At 73.5% G+C, this 18,871-nt stretch carries 14 protein-coding genes and 1 other RNA gene; 9 read left to right on the top strand and 6 right to left on the bottom strand.

What is annotated here, in order from left to right; translation table 11 throughout:
- Positions 1-4: 4 nt before the first annotated feature.
- The 4 genes from ACRB68_RS31545 to rnpB all read left to right on the top strand — a co-directional run bounded on the left by ACRB68_RS31545 (position 5) and on the right by rnpB (position 3,648).
- Positions 5-1,099: a bifunctional RNase H/acid phosphatase gene (locus tag ACRB68_RS31545; protein WP_153538889.1), complete on the top strand. Its 1,095-nt coding sequence runs from the start codon at positions 5-7 to the stop codon at positions 1,097-1,099.
- Positions 1,100-1,151: 52 nt separating this feature from the next.
- Positions 1,152-2,462: a TrpB-like pyridoxal phosphate-dependent enzyme gene (locus ACRB68_RS31540; RefSeq protein ID WP_153538887.1), complete on the top strand. Its 1,311-nt coding sequence runs from the start codon at positions 1,152-1,154 to the stop codon at positions 2,460-2,462.
- A gap of 9 nt (positions 2,463-2,471) precedes the next feature.
- Positions 2,472-3,242 carry an MBL fold metallo-hydrolase gene (locus tag ACRB68_RS31535; protein WP_153538885.1) on the top strand — a complete coding sequence of 257 codons (771 nt, stop codon included), beginning with the start codon at positions 2,472-2,474 and terminating at the stop codon, positions 3,240-3,242.
- Between the two features lie 18 nt (positions 3,243-3,260).
- Positions 3,261-3,648: RNase P RNA component class A (gene rnpB / locus ACRB68_RS31530), an RNA gene on the top strand.
- Positions 3,649-3,666: 18 nt separating this feature from the next.
- Here rnpB and ACRB68_RS31525 read toward each other — a convergent pair.
- The 3 genes from ACRB68_RS31525 to ACRB68_RS31515 all read right to left on the bottom strand — a co-directional run bounded on the left by ACRB68_RS31525 (position 3,667) and on the right by ACRB68_RS31515 (position 6,871).
- Complete coding sequence (locus tag ACRB68_RS31525; protein ID WP_153538883.1) at positions 3,667-5,277, bottom strand: glycosyltransferase 87 family protein; 1,611 nt, start codon at positions 5,275-5,277, stop codon at positions 3,667-3,669.
- 35 nt (positions 5,278-5,312) lie between these two features.
- Complete coding sequence (locus ACRB68_RS31520) at positions 5,313-6,437, bottom strand: abortive phage infection protein (protein WP_153538881.1); 1,125 nt, start codon at positions 6,435-6,437, stop codon at positions 5,313-5,315.
- An 83-nt stretch (positions 6,438-6,520) separates the two neighbouring features.
- The gene (locus ACRB68_RS31515; RefSeq protein WP_153538879.1) at positions 6,521-6,871 is read right to left on the bottom strand and encodes a nucleotide pyrophosphohydrolase; all 351 of its coding nucleotides are present in this window, start codon (positions 6,869-6,871) and stop codon (positions 6,521-6,523) included.
- Between the two features lie 125 nt (positions 6,872-6,996).
- Between ACRB68_RS31515 and ACRB68_RS31510 the strand changes: the two genes are divergently transcribed.
- From ACRB68_RS31510 to ACRB68_RS31495, 4 genes are all read left to right on the top strand, one after another.
- Entirely contained in the window at positions 6,997-8,664 is a 1,668-nt protein-coding gene (locus ACRB68_RS31510) for a catalase (RefSeq protein ID WP_153538877.1), read from the top strand.
- Between the two features lie 129 nt (positions 8,665-8,793).
- Positions 8,794-9,525: a DUF7873 family protein gene (locus ACRB68_RS31505; protein ID WP_153538875.1), complete on the top strand. Its 732-nt coding sequence runs from the start codon at positions 8,794-8,796 to the stop codon at positions 9,523-9,525.
- Positions 9,526-9,989: 464 nt separating this feature from the next.
- Positions 9,990-10,415 (top strand): hypothetical protein, encoded by a 426-nt coding sequence (locus tag ACRB68_RS31500; RefSeq protein ID WP_153538873.1) that lies wholly within the window; start codon positions 9,990-9,992, stop codon positions 10,413-10,415.
- 143 nt (positions 10,416-10,558) lie between these two features.
- Positions 10,559-11,758, top strand: a complete 1,200-nt coding sequence (locus ACRB68_RS31495; RefSeq protein WP_153538870.1) for a PucR family transcriptional regulator — start codon at positions 10,559-10,561, stop codon at positions 11,756-11,758.
- On the opposite strand, the gene ACRB68_RS31490 is transcribed toward ACRB68_RS31495, so the two are convergent.
- Positions 11,755-13,674, bottom strand: a complete 1,920-nt coding sequence (locus tag ACRB68_RS31490) for an AarF/UbiB family protein (RefSeq protein WP_328595022.1) — start codon at positions 13,672-13,674, stop codon at positions 11,755-11,757. The genes ACRB68_RS31495 and ACRB68_RS31490 overlap by 4 nt on opposite strands.
- Before the next feature lie 256 nt (positions 13,675-13,930).
- Here ACRB68_RS31490 and ACRB68_RS31485 point away from each other — a divergent pair, with 256 nt between their 5' ends.
- On the top strand, positions 13,931-14,152 hold the full coding sequence (locus ACRB68_RS31485) for a hypothetical protein (RefSeq protein ID WP_153538869.1): 222 nt from the start codon (positions 13,931-13,933) through the stop codon (positions 14,150-14,152).
- Between the two features lie 81 nt (positions 14,153-14,233).
- Here the strand turns inward: ACRB68_RS31485 and ACRB68_RS31480 are convergent, their stop codons facing one another.
- Positions 14,234-16,522: a SulP family inorganic anion transporter gene (locus ACRB68_RS31480; RefSeq protein WP_328595021.1), complete on the bottom strand. Its 2,289-nt coding sequence runs from the start codon at positions 16,520-16,522 to the stop codon at positions 14,234-14,236.
- 137 nt (positions 16,523-16,659) lie between these two features.
- A complete protein-coding gene (locus ACRB68_RS31475) occupies positions 16,660-18,708 on the bottom strand; it encodes a chromosomal replication initiator protein DnaA (protein WP_153538867.1) in 2,049 nt (682 codons plus the stop codon).
- Positions 18,709-18,871 lie beyond the last annotated feature (163 nt).

Genomic DNA, 18,871 nt, shown 5'->3' with positions numbered 1-18,871 from the left:
GACCATGAGCACGGAGTTCATCGTCGAGGCCGACGGCGGCTCCCGGGGCAACCCGGGGCCCGCCGGGTACGGCGCGCTGGTCCGCGACGCCGCGTCGGGCGAGGTGCTCGCCGAGGTCGCCGAGGCGATCGGGCACGCCACCAACAACGTGGCCGAGTACCGCGGCCTGATCGCGGGCCTGGAGGCGGCGGCGGAGCTGGACCCCGGCGCGCGCGTGCGGGTGCGGATGGACTCCAAGCTGGTCGTCGAGCAGATGTCGGGCCGCTGGAAGATCAAGCACCCGGACATGGTGCCGCTCGCGGCCCGCGCCCGGGAGGCGGCGGCGTCCTTCGCCGGCGTCGCCTACGGCTGGATCCCGCGCGCGCAGAACGCCGACGCCGACCGGCTGGCCAACGAGGCGATGGACGCCGCGGCCCGCGGCGAGGAGTGGTCGGTGCAGGCGTCGGTCCCCGCCGCACCGGCGGCCCCCGCCTGGTCCCCGGCGAGCACGACGCCCCTCACCACGCTCCTGCTGCGGCACGGCGAGACGCCGCTGTCGGCCGAGAAGCGCTTCGCCGGCATCGGCGACCACCCCCTCACCGACCGCGGCCTCGACCAGGCCCGCGCCGCGGCCCGCGCCCTCGCCGGGCGCGGGATCGAGGCGATCGTCTCCTCCCCCCTGGCGCGCTGCCGCGCGACCGCCGCCGAGGCCGCCGCCGCCACCGGCCTGGAGGTGGAGATCGAGGAGGGCTTCCGGGAGACCGACTTCGGCGACTGGGAGGGCCTGACGTTCGCCGAGGCGGGCGAGCGCACCCCCGCCCGGCTGAAGGAGTGGCTGGCCGACCCGGCCGTCGCGCCGCCGGGCGGCGAGAGCTTCGCCGAGGTGTCCCGCCGCGTCCGGGCCGGCCTGGACCGGCTGAAGGAGCGCCACCCGGGCCGCACGGTCCTGGTCGTCTCGCACGTGACGCCCATCAAGCTGCTGGTCAAGGACGCCCTCGGCGCGCCGATGGCGTCGCTGTACCGGATGCAGCTGGACGTGGCGTCGCTGTCGGCCGTCCAGTGGTACGAGGACGGCCCGGCGTCCCTGCGGTCCTTCAACGACACCCACCACCTGGACTGACGCCGCCTCCTCGGTTACGTTGCGTGCAGCGCCCGTCACCGAGGAGGCCGCCATGGTCGAGCTGCCGCGCCGCTGGTACAACATCGTCCCCGACCTGCCCGCGCCCCCGCCGCCGCCCCTGCACCCGGGCACCCGCGCCCCGCTCGGCCCGGACGACCTCGCGCCGCTGTTCCCGGCCGACCTCATCGCGCAGGAGGTGAGCACCGAGCCCTTCACCGACATCCCCGAAGAGGTCCGCGAGGTCTACCGGCTCTGGCGCCCGACCCCGCTGATCCGGGCCCGCCGCCTGGAGAAGGCCCTCGGCACGCCCGCCCGCATCTACGTCAAGTACGAGGGCGGCTCGCCGGTCGGGTCGCACAAGCCGAACACGGCCGTCCCGCAGGCGTACTACAACGCGCGCCAGGGCGTCCGGCGCCTCACCACCGAGACGGGCGCGGGCCAGTGGGGCAGCGCCCTGGCGTTCGCGTGCGCCCAGTTCGGCCTGGACTGCGAGGTCTGGATGGTGCGGGCGTCCTACGACCAGAAGCCGTACCGGCGGTCGATGATGGGGCTGTTCGGCGCCACCGTGCACGCCAGCCCGTCGCCGCGCACCACCGCCGGCGCCAAGGTCCTCGCGGACGACCCCGACTCGCCCGGGTCGCTCGGCATCGCCATCAGCGAGGCCGTCGAGGCGGCCGCGCCCGACGACACCCGCTACGCCCTCGGCAGCGTCCTCAACCACGTGCTCATGCACCAGACGGTGATCGGCGAGGAGGCGCTGGAGCAACTGGGGGAGGCGCCCGACCTCATCGTCGGCTGCACGGGCGGCGGCTCCAACTTCGCAGGCCTGGTGTTCCCGTTCCTGCGCGGGAAGCTGGCCGGCGGCCACTCCCCGGACGTCCTCGCCGTGGAACCGGCGGCCTGCCCGTCCTTCACCCGGGGCCGGTACGCCTACGACTACGGCGACACCGCGGGCTTCACGCCCCTGCTGAAGATGCACACCCTCGGGCACGACTTCGTCCCGGACCCGATCCACGCCGGCGGCCTGCGCTACCACGGCATGTCGCCGCTGCTGTCCCACATGTACGAGCTGGGGCTGTTCCGGGCGACGGCCAAGCCGCAGCGCGAGTGCTTCGAGGCGGGCGTCCTGTTCGCGCGCACCGAGGGCATCGTCCCGGCGCCGGAGCCGACGCACGCCCTCGCGGCCGTCGTCGAGGAGGCCCGGCGCTGCGCCGCCACCGGCGAGGCCAAGGTCATCCTCACCGCCCTCTGCGGGCACGGCCACCTGGACATGGCCGCCTACGACCGCTACCTGTCGGGGGAGATGCGCGACCACGACCTGCCCGAGGGGCGCCTGGACGCCGCGCTGGCCCGGCTGCCGTAGGGTCGCCGGATGACCGGCGACCTCACCCTCACCCTCACCGTCCTCGGCTCGGCGACGCCGTACCCGTCCGTCGACAATCCGTGCTCGGGCTACCTGATGTCCCACGGGACCACCCGCCTCTGGATGGACGCGGGCACCGGCACCCTGGCCGAGCTGCAGCGCCACACCCGTCTGGACGAGCTCGACGGCATCTGGATCTCCCACCTGCACGCCGACCACTGCGCGGACCTGCTGACGGCCTACTACGGCGCCCTGTACGCCGACATCGAGCTCAAGGAGCCCATCCCTCTGTTCGCCCCGCCCGGCACCGCCGACCGCCTGGCCGGCTTCCTGACGAACGGCCCGGCCCGCAGCCCCGTCGAGTCGGCCTTCGCCGTCGAGGAACTCCACGACGGCCACCGGACCCGCCTGGGGGACCTGTCCCTCACCTCCCGGGCCGTCTCCCACGAGATGCCGGCCTTCGCCCTCCGCGTCGAGACTCCCGGCGCCTCCCTGACCTACTCGGGCGACACGTCCCCTTGCGCGAACCTCACCGCCCTCGCCGCGAACTGCGACGTCCTCCTCTGCGAAGCGGACGGCCCGGCCCCCACCCCCGCCCACCACACACCGGAACAAGCAGGCGAAACAGCGACCGCCGCCGGCGCCGCCGCCCTGCTCCTGACCCACGTGGGCCGCTCCCTCACCCCCACCGAAGCGATCACCCGGGCGGCCACCCGCTACCAGGGCCCCATCTCCTACGCGGCCCCCGGCGGCGTCTTCCCCATCGGCCGAACCCGCTAGGCTTGCCCGTACGGCGGACGAGCCGGCCGGACGGCCGCGTCGGGGGCCTTGCGCCCCCGTCGAGGAAAGTCCGGGCTCCACAGGGCAGGGTGGTCGGTAACGCCGACCCGGGGCGACCCGCGGGACAGTGCCACAGAAAACAGACCGCCACCGGCCTGGCCGGTGGTAAGGGTGAAACGGTGAGGTAAGAGCTCACCAGCGCCCACGGTGACGTGGGCGGCTCGGTAAACCCCACCTGGAGCAAGGTCAAGAGGAAGGCGACAGCCTTCTGCGCAGGCGTTCGAGGGCGGCCCGCCCGAGCCTGCGGGTAGACCGCTGGAGGCCGCCGGCAACGGCGGTCCGAGATGGATGGCCGTCACCCGTCGCAAGACGGGCACAGAACCCGGCTTACAGGCCGGCTCGTCCGCCCCCGCGCCTCGCTTCGTCAGGAGCCGCTGAGCTTCCCGCCGCCGCAGTGGCAGAGCAGCCGGCCGGCCGCGTCGTAGGCGAGCAGGTCGGCGCTGGAGGCGTCGGTGATGGACAGGGCGAAGAGCCGCGTTCCCGGCCGCGGGGACGCCGTCAGCGGGACGTCGTAGCGCGGCCCGCCGGCCGAGGTGGCCAGCACCAGGCGCTGCACGGCAGGGCCCACCGCCCCGGCGGCCACCAGCGCGGTCTCGCCGTCGTAGGACGCCCCGTAGTTGACCGGTTCGCCGCCGGGCGCGACCTCGGGCCACTCGGTCCGGGGGCGTCCCCCCTCCTCGGTGTAGCCGAGGGCCTCCTGCCAGACCGGCGCCGCCAGGTCGTCGGTGGTCAGCATCCGGACCTGGATGAGGTGGGTGACCACCAGGCCGCCCGCGAACAGGACGGCGGCGCCGCCGGCCGCGGCCAGCGCGCGGGGGCGCAGCCGCAGGCGGCCGGCCAGCAGCAGGTGCGGTGTGCGGGCGGCGCGCCAGGCGGTGAGCAGGCCGAGGCAGCAGAGGGCGAACGCGCAGAGCGCCCGCGCGTTGGCGGCGGCGAAGCCGAGCACGCCGTGGCCGAGGGCGGGGCCGGGGACGACCATGACGGCGATGATCGCGACCGCGGCCGTCCGGCGGAGCAGCGAGCCGCGCGCGAAGAGCAGGATCCCCGCCAGCACCGTCCACGCCTGGTGGTGGGTCCAGGAGACCGGGGAGACCGCCAGGGTCGCGCATCCGGTGATGACCGCCGCCTCGGTGGCGTGCCCCGTCCGGAACAGGTCCCGCGCCCGGTACAGCGCGGCGCCGCAGGCGACCGCGGCCAGCAGCAGGAAGGCGGTCCCGCGGTCGGCGTCGGTGAGCGGCAGGCGCAGCAGCATGCCGTTCAGCGACTGGTTGCCGCCGATGGACAGGTCCCCGATCCGGGAGGTCGAGAAGACCGCGCCGGTCCAGAACGTCAGCGAGTCGCGGGGCAGCACGGCGGCGGCCACCGCGCCGCAGGCCGCGAACACGCCGAGGGCCCGCGCGGCCGCCCGGCGCTGCCCGGTGACCAGCAGGTAGCCGATGAACAGCAGCGGGGTCAGCTTGATCGCCGAGGTCAGGCCGATCAGCACGCCCCGCCACCGCGGCGGGACGACGCCGGCGGCGTCGGCGAAGGCCAGCGCCACCAGGAACACGCTGACCTGCCCGAACCTCAGGTCGCTCTGCAGCGGGGCCGACACCAGCAGCAGCGCGGCCACCGCGAAGAGCCATCGGCTCCTCCCGGCGCGGCGGACGGCGACGGCGGCCATGGCGACCACGGCCCCGCAGGTGGCCAGCGTCCACAGGAGCCGGAGGAGGCCGTCCGGCACCTGGCCGGCGGGCCAGAGCACCAGCAGCGCGAACGGCGGGTAGGTGAACGGGTCGCCGTTCGGGGCCGCGTACGAGTACAGCGGCGCACCCCGGGAGACGGTGCCGATCGCGCCGAGGTAGACGTTCAGGTCCAGCTGGCGGACGGAGGAGGGCCGGTCGAGCGTGGTGATCGTGAACCAGCACGCGAGGGCCGTGTAGCCGAGCGCCGAGACGGCCATGGCCAGGGTGGTGAGACGGGCAGAGCGCGGCATGTGCCCCCCGATCCGAAGAGTCGCAAGATCACGGATTATGCCGGATCGAGCCGTCGGTGGGGCCGGGCGTAGTGGCGCGCCAGGGCGTGGAACGCCTCCTTCGGCTGCCAGTGCCAGTGGGAGGTCGGGTCGTTCTCGGTTCCCCAGATCGTCTTCACGATGCTGTAGCCCGCCATGTCGAGGTCGTAGCGCGGATCGCGCCGGTGGGGAGCGTCAGGGGTGACGAAGTTGTAGGTCATGGCCGCGTAGAGCCCCATCGCCTCGAAGACGTCGAGCAGGCCTGTCAGATAGGCCGCCTGGGTCCGTTCGCTGCGGACCAGGTGGCCCTTGATCTCAGGTTTCGGCTTGTCGTAGTCGACGACGTCCCAGCCCATGCCGCCCTTCTGCGGGGCGCCCTTATAGGTGCACGAGCCGAACTCGGAGACCACCACCGGTTTGTGCCGGCGCTGGTATTTGCGCAGTTCCCGGACGTGGCGGGCCGGGTCCTGGAAGTAGGAGTAGTAATTGACGCTGACGAGGTCGAACAGGCGCCAGTCGACCTCATCGCCTTCGGCCGCGCCATAGGTCAGCGGGCCGTGGAAAACCGATCGGCCCACTTTCGCGGCCTGGGCGATGAACGCGGTCAGCCGCCGCATCATCTGCTGCGGGTCGTAGTTCCCGCTCATCAGGTTCCTGATCCGTTCCACCGCGTCGGCGCCCGGCACGATCCCCGGGACGAACAGCACGAACTCGCAGCCGACGCTCAGATGCACCCGCGCGCCCTGCCGGCGGAGCCGCTCGGCGTGCCTGCCGGTCTCGGCCAGGTGGTCGAGGATCTCGTGCGGCGGACGGTCCGCCAGGCGCGGCTGGAGCCAGACGTGCAGTCCCCGCTCGGCCGCCTCCGTCGCGGTGGCCTTCAACCGGCCGGCGCCGTCGCCGAAGACCGAGACCGAATCGGCGTGCAGCCTGTCCTTGATGGCCCGGATGTCGGTGCGCATCCGGGTGGCGTTCCAGCCGGTCTCGGCCGTCTCCCCGTCCGTGACCTCGTAGCAGACGCCGCGGTAGGACAGCCCCCACCGCTCCTTCGCCGCGGCACTCCCGGCCGGCAGGAGCGCTCCCGCCGCCCCCGCCAGGCCGGCCGCCAGAAATCGTGCCCGGCTGATTCCCTCGTCCTGCATCATGCCTCCCCGTGCTCTCGCCCGACCTTCAGTCTGGTGAGCGCGGTACCGGCGGGCCGTCGGCCGATGGTCTACGGTGCGGCGACTTAGGTATGCGGGGCCTTGCGGGCCCTGCCCCGGTAGGTGGCGACGTCGTAGCGCCGCTCGCTGTCCCTGAGCTTGTCGGCCCCCGCCTCCACCAGGTCGACGCCGAGCGCGTCGGCCAGCCGGACCAGGTAGTTGAAGACGTCGCCGAGCTCGGCGCGCACCCGGCCGCCCGCCTCCGGATCGGCCATCACCCGGGCGCTCTCCTCCGGCGTCAGCCACTGCAGCTCGGCCAGCAGTTCGCCGACCTCGCCGGCCAGGGCCATCGCGAGGTTCTTGGGGGTGTGGAACCGTTCCCACTCCCGCTCCGCCGCGAACCGGCGCAGCTCCGCCGCGAGCTCTTGGAGATCCATCCCCACAGGCTAGGCGCTCCGTTCCGCGGGCGGGGCTTCGTTGGCGGGGCGATGGCGATAGGCCGCCCGAGTTCGGGGTAGGGCGATCTACCGGGGGAAACACGAATGCGAGAGGAGACCGCGTCATGACGGACGTCTCCGCCATGGGCCCGGGGCCCGGCGATGACCGCGAGGTGCTCACCAACCGGCAGGGCCACCCGGTGTTCGACAACCAGAACCAGCGCACGGTCAGCGCCCGGGGGCCGGCGACGCTGGAGAACTACCAGTTCCTGGAGAAGATCAGCCATTTCGACCGGGAGCGCATTCCCGAACGGGTCGTGCACGCGCGAGGCGTGACGACCTACGGCTTCTTCGAGGCGTACGGGAAGTGGGGCGAGGAGCCGATCGCCCGGTTCACCCGCGCCAAGCTGTTCCAGGAGGAGGGCAAGCGCACCCCGGTCGCGGTGCGGTTCTCCACCGTCATCGGCGGCCGGGACTCCGCCGAGACGGCCCGCGACCCGCGCGGGTTCGCGGTGAAGTTCTACACCGAGGACGGCAACTGGGACCTGGTCGGCAACAACCTGGCCGTGTTCTTCATCCGGGACGCGATCAAGTTCCCCGACGTCATCCACGCGCTGAAGCCCGACCCGGTCACCTTCCGGCAGGTGCCGAACCGCATCTTCGACTTCATGTCGCAGACGCCCGAGGCGATGCACATGCTGGTCAACCTGTTCAGCCCGCGCGGCATCCCCGCCGACTACCGCCACATGCAGGGCTTCGGCGTCAACACCTACAAGTGGGTCAACGGCGACGGCGAGACCGTGCTGGTGAAGTACCACTGGATGCCCAAGCAGGGCGTGCGGAGCATGACCGCCGACGACGCCGCGGCGGTCCAGGCGGGCGACCTCGGCCATGCCACCCGCGACCTGCGCGAGGCCATCGACCGCGGCGAGTACCCCGAGTGGGAGCTGGTCGTGCAGATGATGAGCGACGAGGAGCACCCCGAGCTGGACTTCGACCCGCTGGACGACACCAAGGTCTGGCCGGAGGACACGTTCCCGGCGCTGCCGGTCGGGCGGATGGTGCTGGACCGCAACGTCGGCAACGACTTCGCCGAGAACGAGCAGATCGCGTTCGGCACCGGCGTGCTGGTCGACGGCCTGGACTTCTCCGACGACAAGATGCTGGTCGGCCGGACCTTCTCCTACAGCGACACCCAGCGCTACCGGGTCGGGCCGAACTACCTGCAGCTGCCGGTCAACCACGCCAAGGAGGCGGCCGTCCGCACCAACCAGCGCGACGGGCAGATGACCTACCACGTCGACGGCGGGGGCGAGAACCCGCACGTCAACTACGAGCCGTCCATCACCGGAGGATTGCGCGAGGCGCAGTACCCGACGCACGACGAGCAGGGGCCGGTGATCAACGGGCGGGTCACCCGCAAGCGCATCCCGCGCACCAACGACTACGAGCAGGCCGGGCAGCGCTACCGGCTCATGGAGGACTGGGAGCGCGACGACCTGGTGAAGAACCTGGTCGGCCAGCTCGCGCAGTGCGACCGGCCGATCCAGGAGCGGATGGTCTGGCACTTCCTGCTGGTGGAGGACGAGCTCGGGCTGCGCGTCGGCGAGGGCCTCGGCATCGGCCCGAACGACGTGCGGCACCTGGAGCCGCTGGCGAGCCAGGACCTCACCGACCAGGACCGCGAGCGGCTGGGCAACCTGGGCAAGAACGGGCCGCGGGACGTGTCGGGCCTGACGATGACGCACTGCGTCCCGGACGAGCGGGCCGTCCACGAGTTCCCGTCGTCCTGACTCCGGCGCCGCGCCCCGGTGACCGCCCGCCCGGTCACCGGGGCGCGGCTTCGCCGGGTAAATCGGGATGCGCCCGGAATAGATGATCAGTAGTGTGGCGGCCGTTCCGGTACGGGGGAGGGCTGCGGCATGACCAGGCTGAATCAGATCATCGCGGTGGAGAAGGGCGCCAAGACGCGCACCCAGCGCGAGCTGGCCGATGTCCAGCAGGTGCTGCAGAAGCCCGGGCTGCTGTCCGGCCTGTCGCGGACCTACCGGCCGAAGGACGAGGAGGGCGAGACCCTCCCGCCCGAGTCCACCCGGGTGCAGGTGAAGGCCGAGGACGCGCTGCGCGACGTCGCCAAGGCGCTGACCCGGCTGTTCGACGTCGTGGCCACCAAGGACTGGGCCAACTGCGAGGCCCGCGCCGACGTGGTCGTGGACGGCCAGGTCGTCGTGGCGGAGGTCCCCGTGACCTACCTGCTCTTCCTGGAGAAGCAGCTCGCCGAGGTGGCGCAGCTGATCGGCCGGCTGCCGGTGCTGGACGCGAGCGAGTCCTGGAGCTACGACGAGGGCCAGGACGTGTGGCGCACCGACCCGGTGGAGACCGCCCGGACCAAGAAGATCCCGCGGGCGCACGTGCTGTACGAGGCGACCGACAAGCACCCCGCGCAGGTGGAGACCTACACCGAGGACGTCATCGTCGGCACCTGGACCAAGGTCGCCTACTCGGGCGCGCTGCCGGCGCGGCGGGTCAACGAGCTGCGCGACCGGCTGGAGCGGCTCCAGGCCGCGGTGAAGTTCGCCCGGGAGGAGGCCAACGGCGCCGAGGTCGTGGACCGCAGGGTCGGCGACGCGGTGTTCGGCTACCTTTTCAACTGAAGACTCCCCCCGCTGGAGCGCGGGGGGTGCGCCCTATGCAGGGCGTGACGGCTGAGGATGAGGCTCAGTTTGAATCCACCGGTGTCACTGAGGGTTCGAGTCCCTCCCCGGGCACTGCAGGTCCGGGTGGCCCAACTGGTAGAGGCGGCCGGTATCACGTTCAGACTCTCGCTCCATGTTCAGCATCGCCTGGTCCAGCACCGTCTCCGCCGGACGGACGAATATCGTTGAGTGCCGGTTCGACTCCGGTCGGGAACTCTCCGTGTTCCCGTAGCTCAAAGGTAGAGCGAACGAGATTCATGACTGATCCGCCCGGTGAGACGACGGGACAGCACGTGGACGGCACCTGTCAGGGCCCCGGGGCATGGGTATACCCCGGGGCCCGCCGCCGTCTCCGGCGGGGTTGACCTGCGCGGACGCGGGGAATCACGACGGGAGTCCTGTCCTCTGCACTGAGAGTGACCATGAGATTCCCAGTCCGGGCCCACCAGATGCCCGCCCGCATCGCCGCCGGCCTCTTCATCCTCAACTCCGGGATGACCAAGTCCAAGGCCGACAAGCAGACCGCCGAGGGCCTGCACGGGATGGCGGGGGGCACCTATCCCTTCCTCAAGAGCCAGGACCCCGAGCGGTTCACCGCCCTGCTGGCCAAGGCCGAGATGGCGCTCGGGGCCGCGCTGCTGCTGCCGATGGTGCCGTCGCTGGCCGCCGGGGCCGCGCTGACCGCGTTCGGCGGCGGGCTGATCGGCATGTACCTGAAGACGCCCGGCATGCACGAGGAGGGCAGCGTGCGGCCGACCCAGCAGGGCCTCGCGGTGGCCAAGGACATCTGGCTCGTCGGCATCGGCCTGAGCCTGGTCACCGAGGAGCTCGGCCGCCGGAAGCGGTAGCGCCGGGCCGGGCCGCGGCGGTTTCTTTGTCTCCTGGCTGACAAAGGGGCCGCGGGGAATTGATCAAGTGACACTACTGTCCGGTAACCTGCGCCGCCGATGCTGGGACTCCTGTGCGCGGGGCCACTGGACAGGAGAGCGCGATGAGTTCGTCCGGCACCTCCGGCCTCCCCGCCCCGGGCGTCGCCGCGGAGCTGGTCCGGCCGCTGCTGCCGCACGTCGAGGCCGCCGCGGCCGAGATGGTCCGGGAGATCCAGGGGCTCGTCCCCGAGTACGCCCGCCCCGCCGAGAGCCGCTACGGGCAGCGGATGCGGTGGGCGATCGAGCAGACCGTGCGCGGCTTCGTCGACGCGTTCGGGCGGCCCGACATGGACTGGGGCCAGGTCACCGGGATCTACGCCGAGATCGGCGCCTACGAGGCCCGCAAGGGCCGCAGCCTGGACGGCCTGCAGACCGCGATCCGGGTGAGCGGGCAGGTGGCCTGCCGCCGCTTCATCAGGGACGCCCGCCGCCTGGAGTGGTCCCTGGACACGCTCGGCGCCGTCACCGAGTCGCTGTTCGTGTTCCTGGAGCGCATCGCCAGCGCCGCCGGGCAGGGCTACGCCGACGCCCGGGGCGAGATCGCCGGGGAGCGCGAGCGGTACCGCTGGCGGCTGCGCGACCTGATGGTCGCCGACCCGCCCGCGAGCGTCGAGGCGATCGGGGAGCTGGCCCGCAGCGCCCGCTGGGAGCCGCCGCGCACGATCGCGGTCGTCGCCGTCCGGCCCGAGCCCGGCGGGGACCTGCCGGTGCTGCCGCCGGCGTTCCTGGCCGACTGGCACGCCGGCGACCCCTACATCGTCTGGCCCGACCCGGACGGGCCCGGCCAGGAGCGCCGCATCCAGGCGGTGCTGGGCGAGGTGCCGGCCGCGATCGGCCCGACCGTCCCGTTGACCAGGGGCGCGCTGTCGTTCCGGTGGGCGCGCGAGGGCCTGGCGCTGATCGAGCGCGGCGTGCTGCCGGCCAAGGAGCCGCTGCGCTGCCTGGACCACCTGCCGAGCCTCACCGCGATGCTCGCCGAGGACCTGATCGCCGCCGGGCTGTCCGGCCGGCTCGCGCCGCTGATGGAGCTGCCCGCGCACCGCCGCGAGCCCCTCGCCCGCACCCTGCTGACCTACTGCGAGAACCGCGACAACGCGGTCGCGACCGCCGAGCGGCTGCTCGTGCACGAGCAGACCGTCCGCTACCGCGTCCGCCGGCTGGAGGAGATCCTGGGCGAGGTCATGTACGACCCCGCCCACCGGATCGAGCTGCTGCTGCTCCTGCACTACTGGGTGCGGCTGCGCGGCACCGGGGACGGCTAGGGCGCCCGGAAGATGGTGAACAGCACCCGCAGGATCATCACCAGGCCGGCGCCGAACAGCGCGTAGCCGAGGACCTGGTAGAGGCCGAGCGCGGGCGTCACCCGGGGGCCGCCGGTGGTGCCGAGCAGCATCACCGCGACGACGGCCGCGGTCGCGCCGAGGACGGTCAGCAGCGTCCGGTTCAGCAGCTCGGTCACCGTCCGCCGGTCGCGCTCGTCGGCGAACAGCCGCACGCTGACGGTCAGCCGGCCCTGCTCCACCGAGCGCGTGACGCGGTCGAACCGGCGCGGCAGCCGGCGCAGCACCGGCAGCGCGCCGAGCAGCTCGTCGGTGAGCGCGTCCTTGACCGTGCCGGGCCGCAGCCGCTCCGACAGCTGCCCGCCGGCGTGCTCCTGCGCCGCCTGGGCCAGGTCGAAGCCGGGCGCGAGCCGGGTCAGCGTGCCCTCCAGGGTGGCCAGCGCCCGGAACACCGCCGCGATCTCGGGGTGGACGGCCAGGCCGTGCGCCGCCACCAGCTTGAACAGGTCGGTGAACATCTCCACCCCGGAGGCCGGCCCGGCGCCGAGGTGGCGGGCCATGAAGCGGCCGAGCGCGCGCTGCAGGTCCGGCTCGTCCAGCTCGTCCGGCCGGGTGACGATCTCCAGCAGCGCGTCGCTCATCGCGGCCGGGTCGCGGCGGCCGACGGCCAGCAGCAGGTCCTCCAGCGCGCCGCGCAGCTGCCCGTCCAGCCGGCCGACCGACCCGAAGTCCAGCAGCGCGAGACGACCGTCGCGCAGCAGCATGATGTTGCCCGGATGCGGGTCGGCGTGGAAGACGCCGTCCTGCATGATCTGCACGAGCAGGCCGTCCAGCAGCGTGCGGGCGAGCTTGCCGCGGTCCAGGCCGTGCTCGGCGATGATCGGGTCGGCGGCGGCGAGCGGCACCCCGTCCAGCCACTCCTGGACCAGCACCCGCTCGGTGCTGAGCTCCTCGTGCAGGCGCGGCACCCGCAGCTCGGGCCGGGTGCTCGCGACCGCCGCGGTGTTGCGGGCCTCCACCCGGAAGTCCAGCTCCTCGCGCAGCGCGGCGCCGAAGCCGCGCGCGAGCGCCACCGCGCCGAGCGACCGGCCCCACCGGGTGCGCCGCTCCAGCGTGGCGGCGAGCCGGTCGACGATGTCCAGGTCGCGCTCCACCAGCGGCCGGACGCCGGGCCGCTGCACCTTCACCACGACCTCCTCGCCGGTGTGCAGCCGGGCCCGGTGCACCTGGCCGACCGAGGCCGCGGCGAGCGGCTCGGGGTCGAAGGCGGCGAACACCGTGTGCGGGGACGCGCCGAGCTCCTCGGTGAGGACGCGCTCGACCTCGGCGGCGGGCGCCGGCGCGACGCTGTCCTGCAGCCGCGCCAGCTCGTCGGCGAAGTCGGGCGACAGCAGGTCGCGGCGGGTGGACAGCACCTGCCCGAACTTGACGAAGGTGACCCCGCCCTCCTGCAGCGCCAGGCGCAGCGACCGCGCCGGCGGGGTGCCGGCCCGGCCGCGCAGGAACGGGCCGAGGCCGTGCCGGACCGCGATCCGGGTGATCTGCGAGTAGCGGCGGCTGCGCGCGACCCGGCGCCGCAGCGCCGCCGCCATCTCGATCGGGCGCGGCAGCGAGCCGGTCGGCACCAGCGCCTCGGCCACCACGACGAACGTCATGGCGATCAGCACGGCCGACGCCGCCGACACCGCGAAGACGGTCCCGCCCTGCCGGTCGCGCACGTTCTGCGCGATGGCCCCCGACAGCGTGAAGCCGAGGAAGGCGCCGACGACGGTCCGCGAGGTGCCCACCGGCAGCCCGAGCAGCCGCCGGCACGCCCAGGCCAGCGCGAGGACGAGGGCCACCCCCGTCAGCATGGCCAGCAGGACGAGGGCGGGGGTCATCGGCATGGGCTCGTGCACGCGTTCTCCTGGGGGGACGCCATAACGATCATCGGCCCGGCGAGCCTAACCGCGCCGGCGCCGCCCCGCTTCCCCCGCCAGGTCTAGCCCGTCCGGAGAACGTCCGGCGCCGGTGGCGTGGATCTCTCAAAAATCCGGTCATACGACACAGAGGATCGAAAAGCGTGCGCCTAACGTCCTAGGTACAGCCGGTCGCATGGGGAGGCCGGCGGTGGCGGCGGGGATCCGGCGAGAACCCCGCAGAGAGGAGCGCACCATGGTCATCATCGTCATCGCGGCCATCGCGGCGATCGCGCTCGTCACACTGGCAACGATCCTGCTGGCGGACTTCGCGCGGGCCAGCCGCAACGACGCTCTCTTCCACCCGGCGGACTCCTCCGGCATCCGGCGCGCCCGCCGCGTCACCGGCATGTACACCCGCGGCAGCGACGAGCACACCCGCAGCGGCGACGAGCACGACCAGCTGGTCGGGCGCTGACCGGACCAGACCACCGAAGGCATGGGCGAGGGGCCGTCCCGATCCGGGGCGGCCCCTCGGCCATGAGGTCCCTCGCGCGCGTCAGGCGAGGGCGGGGGCGTCCGCGGCGTCGCCGGGGTTCTCCTCCGCGACCGGGACGAAGGAGCCGGAGGCGCGGTCCAGCATCTGGACGTCGGCGGTCTCCAGGTCCAGGTACAGGCCGACCAGCTCGACCTCGCCGCGGTCGGCCATCGCGCGCAGCCACGGGTAGGACAGCAGGTTGTCCAGCTGCTGCATCACGTTGATCTGGCAGAGCCGGGTGAGCGGCGGCCGGCCGTCGGGCTCGGCGTCCAGGAACCGGGCGAGGCTGTGGTTGCCGTGCTTCAGCCAGCGCGTCAGCGAGGTGAGGTGCTCGACCTCGGTGCCGCCGGCCAGCAGCGCGGCCATCGCGCCGCAGTTGGAGTGGCCGCAGACCGTGATGGTGCGGATGCCGAGCACGTTGAGGGCGTACTCGACGGTCGCGGCGACCGAGTCGTCGGACGTGCGCGACCCGTGCCGCGGCACCATGTTGCCCACGTTGCGGTTGATGAACAGGTCGCCCGGGCCGCTGGCGGTGATGATGTTGGGCACCACGCGCGAGTCCACGCAGGTGATGAACAGGTGCTCGGGTTTCTGCTCGAACGCCAGCTCGGACATGATGGGCCGCACCAGCGGCGCGGTGCGCCCCTGGTACTCGCGGACGCCGGCCAGCAGCAGGGCGCTCGGCGACACCTCCGGCGCGTCCAGTTCCGGGACCTCGCTGCGCCGCCGACGATTCGCCCACGGAGCCCACCAGCGGGCAGACGGGGGCGTCTTACGCTGCGGTGATATATCGCCTGTCACGGCTCTTTCATACCAAGCCTCGTGAACCTCGTCGATGTCGACCCTCCCCCCGAGGCGCTCGTGCGCGAGCCGCCACTGGTGGATCGCGTCGAAGGCCGCGTGGTCCATGAAGTCGACGTTGAGGTCCAGGTCGACGCCCGCGCCCGCCGGGATCCGCTGCAGCGCGCCGGTCACCCGCGGCACGCCGAGGAAGGTGAGCGTCCCCTCCACCACCACGTGCCAGCCCGCCTGGCCCGGACGGTCGTCGGCGGCCGGGACCGCCTCCTCCACCCGCACCGACAGCCGGGTCAGCCGGCGCAGCGCCATGATCGCGGCGACGCCGATGCCGAGCAGCACCCCCTCGCCGAGCCCGAGCGCGACCACCCCGGCCAGGGTCGCGGCGCAGGCGGTCGCCTCGCGGTGGTGGCGCAGCTCGCGGGGCCGGGCGGCGCCGATCATCTTGGCGCCGAGCGCGATCAGCAGCGCGGCGAGCGCGGCCAGCGGCACCTGCTCGATCACCGGGCCGCACGACAGGGCGAGCACCAGCACCCACACGCCGTGCAGGACGGTCGCGGCGCGGGTCCGCGCCCCGGCCTCCACGTTGTTGGTGCTGCGCACGATGGCGCCGGCGATGGGCAGGCCGCCGAGCAGGCCCGACAGCGTGTTGGAGGCGCCCTGCGCGAACATCTCGCGGTCCAGGTCGGCGCGGGGCACCCCCGGCGGCCGCCGCCGGTCCAGCGCGACCGTGCAGAGCAGCGACTCCACGGCCGCGACCAGCGCCACCGACACGACCGCGCCGAAGATCTCCGGCAGCGGGCCGCGCGGCAGCACCGGCGCCCGCCAGTCCGCCAGCAGCGACTCCGGCAGGTCGACCCGGACGGCGTCCCAGCCGAACCACCACGCCACCAGCGTGGCAAGGCCGATCGCCGGCAGCGGGGCCGGGACGAGGCGCAGCGCTCCGGCGAGCCGCGGCCCGGTGATCCGCGGCAGCCGCGTCCACACCGTCAGCACGGTGATCGTCAGCAGCGCGAGCAGCGCCGGATGGGGGTGCGCGTGCAGGAGCCGCCCCGGCAGCCGGACGAGGTTGTCCAGCACCGAGTGCCGCGGGGTGCCGCCGAGCACCACGTGCGCCTGGGCGAGGACGAGCGCGACCCCGACCCCCGCGATCATGCCGTGCACGACGGCGGGCGAGACCGCGAGCGCGGTGCGGGCGACCCGGCAGGCGCCGAGCAGCAGCTGCAGCAGCCCGCCGAGCAGGACGATCGTGCAGGTGGCCGGCCAGCCGTAGGCGGGGATCAGCCCCGCCATGATCACGGTGAGGCCGGCGGCGGGCCCGCTGACCTGCAGCGGCGAGCCGCCGAGCAGCCCGGCGACCACCCCGCCGACGATCGCGGCGATGAGCCCGGCCGCGACGGGCGCCCCGCAGGCGACCGCGATGCCGAGCGACATCGGGATCGCGACGAGGAAGACCACGAACGAGGCGAACAGGTCCCGTCGTAGGGTCGATACGTTGAGTGGCTTTATAGTCACGCTACGTATAGAACCATGGCCGCGGCCGGTTCACCGCCGGGGACATGGCGGCATGACAACGGGCGAGGCCCGCCGCGGGTGCGGCGGGCCTCGCCCGTTGGGTGCGCTCGTGGTGCGAGCGCGGATGCCGTACCGGGTCAGCGCCGGTAGTCGCGGTGGTTCTGCCAGTCGTCCTGCGTCTGGCGCGTCTCCCGCTCTCCCGCGGGCGGGTACGACGGGTCGTACTGCTGCCCGCCGGTGTCGCCCGGCTTCTGCGGGTACCCCTGCTGCTGCGGCGGCTGCGAGCCGAAGTAGCCGCTGCCGTACGCCTGCGTGGCGTTGGGGTCGTAGCCGCCCTGCTCGCCGCCGGTGGGCGCGCCGAGCGGGTCGGAGCCGCCGTTGTAGCCGCCGCCACTGAAGTCGCCGTAACGGCCGGGCTCGACAGGGGTCTCGCCGGTCGAGCCGTACGCGGAGCGGTTGCCGCCGGTGTTCAGCGGGTCGTCGTAGCGCGGGGTCTCGCCGTAGGCGGCGGGGGAGGCCGGGTAGCCGTCGCCCTGCCCGCCCTGGCCGTAGCCGGAGTTGGTCAGCCCCGGGTAGGAGCCGGAGTCGGCCTCGTAGCCCGCACCGCTGGAGGCGCCGGGCGACCAGGACGAGCCGGTGCCGCCGGTGCCGCCGCCGAACGAGCCGCTGCCGAGCGGATCGCCGAGGGGGTCGCTCAGCGAGTTGCCGAACGAGCCCTGGGACTCCGGTGCGCCCGGAGCGGGGCCGGAGGTGCGCTGCCGGTCGGTCTGGATGCGCTGCAGCAGCTCGTCCACGGTCGGCAGCTTGTGGTTGTCGGTGTCGGACGGCGAGCCGGCGGCCGGCGCGGGGGCCTGGTTCTGGCCGGTGTCCCAGCCGCCGGGCTGCGCGGGCGGCTGCATGGCCGGCGGCTGGACGGGCTGCGGCGGCTGGACGGGCTCCTCGGTGCGGCCGAGGGGCATGCCCAGCGGGTCGCCGAGCGGGTCGGCGGGGGCCTGTGCGGCCGGGGACAGCGGCAGGTCGAACGCGTCGCGTCCACCGGGGCGGACGGAGCCGAGCGGGTCGCCGCCGTACGCGGGCTGCTCGCCGAAACCGGGCTGGTCGCCGTACGAGGGCTGCTCGTACGAAGGCTGCTCGTAGGACGGCTGCTCGTAGGACGGCTGCTCGTACGAAGGCTGCTCACCGTAGGAGGGCTGGTCGCCGTAGGACGGCGGCGACGGCGGCTCGGACGGGGGCAGGCCGTACGGGGACGAGTCGCCGTACGCGGGCTGCTGCTCCCCGTACACCTGCTGGTCGCCGTACCCGGGCTGGTCGAACCCCTGGCCGGCGTCGACGGGCGGCAGCGGGTCGTGCGCGGTCTGGCCGGGGTCGCCGCCGAACGCGGCGGGCGCGAAGGAGCCGGGCTGCTGCGGACCCGTGTTCGGGGGGCCCGGGTTCGGCGGGTTCGGGTTCAGCGCGCCGAAGTCGGGCCGGCCGTCGGCGCCGAGCGCGACCGGCTGGGTCAGGCCCGGGTGCTCGGGCTGCTCGGCCGGCTGCGGGGCCTCCTGCGGCGCGTGCAGCGGGTCGGCGGCCCGGTCGGCCTCGTTCCTGGCGTCGGCGTTCTTCTGCTGCCAGGGGAACTTCGGCTTGTCGAAGGTGATGGTCGCCCAGTAGTCGTCGTCCTCCATCTCGTCGGACGCCGGCCCGGACGGGGGCGGCGGAGGAGAGGAGACGGGCGCGGGGGCCGGTGCGGCGAGCGGGGCTCCGGTGAGCGGGGCCCCGGCGTGCTGCGGGCCCGTGTGCTGAGGGCCCGTGTGCTGCGGGCCCGCGGACTGGGGCCCGGTGTGCTGTGCGACGGGCTGCGGGGGACCGGCGTGCTGGGGACCGGTGTGCGGCGGGGGCGCGTGCTGGGCGGGCGGCCCGGCCGGCGCGCCGCCGGCGACGCGCCGGTCGAAGTCCTGGTTGTCGCGGCCGGCGTCATAGGAGCCGCCGTCGTGGGCGGGGCCGTAGCCGTCGTCGGGCGCCTCGTCCTGGGGCGGCAGAGCCCTGCGGCGGCGCGAGCGCGACTGCGGTTGCTGCTGCTGCGGCTCGTCGTCCATCCATTCGTCGTCCTCGTCGGGCGCCCTGCTGGCCCGCAGGCCGAGCGCCACCAGGACGATCACTAGGACCACGACCACGATCAGGCCGAAGACCAAGATGTAAGAAGTCATGCCACCACCCAATGCCTTGGCCCGGAGAGAGTCGCCAGCGAGGACCGCGGGTTCGTCCCGATTACCGCCAGCAGCCGGTTCCCAGCATGCCTAGGAAGATTCTGACCGACCGCTATGACCGTTGTCACACCCTTCGCGCACATTTACCCTCACCCGGCCGGTG

It is taken from the genome of Actinomadura macrotermitis (assembly GCF_009604375.1).
GTDB lineage: Bacteria > Actinomycetota > Actinomycetes > Streptosporangiales > Streptosporangiaceae > Spirillospora > Spirillospora macrotermitis.
Note: the sequence above shows the minus strand (reverse complement) of the source record. Positions and strands in the feature narration are given on the sequence as shown.

Coding starts and splice junctions, on each gene's coding strand:
- ACRB68_RS31545 (WP_153538889.1), top strand. CDS start 5: ATGAGCACGGAGTTCATCGTCGAGGCCGACGGCGGCTCCCGGGGCAAC.
- ACRB68_RS31540 (WP_153538887.1), top strand. CDS start 1,152: ATGGTCGAGCTGCCGCGCCGCTGGTACAACATCGTCCCCGACCTGCCC.
- ACRB68_RS31535 (WP_153538885.1), top strand. CDS start 2,472: ATGACCGGCGACCTCACCCTCACCCTCACCGTCCTCGGCTCGGCGACG.
- ACRB68_RS31525 (WP_153538883.1), bottom strand. CDS start 5,277: ATGCCGCGCTCTGCCCGTCTCACCACCCTGGCCATGGCCGTCTCGGCG.
- ACRB68_RS31520 (WP_153538881.1), bottom strand. CDS start 6,437: ATGATGCAGGACGAGGGAATCAGCCGGGCACGATTTCTGGCGGCCGGC.
- ACRB68_RS31515 (WP_153538879.1), bottom strand. CDS start 6,871: ATGGATCTCCAAGAGCTCGCGGCGGAGCTGCGCCGGTTCGCGGCGGAG.
- ACRB68_RS31510 (WP_153538877.1), top strand. CDS start 6,997: ATGACGGACGTCTCCGCCATGGGCCCGGGGCCCGGCGATGACCGCGAG.
- ACRB68_RS31505 (WP_153538875.1), top strand. CDS start 8,794: ATGACCAGGCTGAATCAGATCATCGCGGTGGAGAAGGGCGCCAAGACG.
- ACRB68_RS31500 (WP_153538873.1), top strand. CDS start 9,990: ATGAGATTCCCAGTCCGGGCCCACCAGATGCCCGCCCGCATCGCCGCC.
- ACRB68_RS31495 (WP_153538870.1), top strand. CDS start 10,559: ATGAGTTCGTCCGGCACCTCCGGCCTCCCCGCCCCGGGCGTCGCCGCG.
- ACRB68_RS31485 (WP_153538869.1), top strand. CDS start 13,931: ATGGTCATCATCGTCATCGCGGCCATCGCGGCGATCGCGCTCGTCACA.
- ACRB68_RS31475 (WP_153538867.1), bottom strand. CDS start 18,708: ATGACTTCTTACATCTTGGTCTTCGGCCTGATCGTGGTCGTGGTCCTA.